Source organism: Apilactobacillus waqarii (assembly GCF_019061205.1).
Taxonomy (GTDB): Bacteria; Bacillota; Bacilli; order Lactobacillales; family Lactobacillaceae; genus Apilactobacillus; species Apilactobacillus waqarii.
The window spans coordinates 1-255 of sequence record NZ_JAHQYH010000034.1; the positions used below are offsets into that span (position 1 = coordinate 1).

At 47.5% G+C, this 255-nt stretch carries 1 protein-coding gene; it reads right to left on the reverse strand.

Features of this window, described 5'->3' with window-relative positions:
- Nucleotides 1-255 (reverse strand): aminotransferase class III-fold pyridoxal phosphate-dependent enzyme (locus KTJ72_RS07075; protein ID WP_217304485.1); only part of this gene is annotated, 255 nt, incomplete at both ends.

Genomic DNA, 255 nt, shown 5'->3' on the forward strand with positions numbered 1-255 from the left:
TGTTCGTCTTCGATGACGTCGATTGTGGCCATGGCAGCCGCTGTGGTAACAGGGTTTCCGGCGGTTGTGTACACGTTTGCTGGTGCTTGAAGTGATTCGATAATTTCTTTTTTACCGATGACCGCACTTAGTGGCAAACCGGAAGCGAGTGACTTCCCAACGGTCATAAGGTCTGGATAAATACCGTCGAATTGTTGAATTGACCACCATTTACCAGTACGTCCCATCCCTTGATTGACTTCATCAATCGCAAAT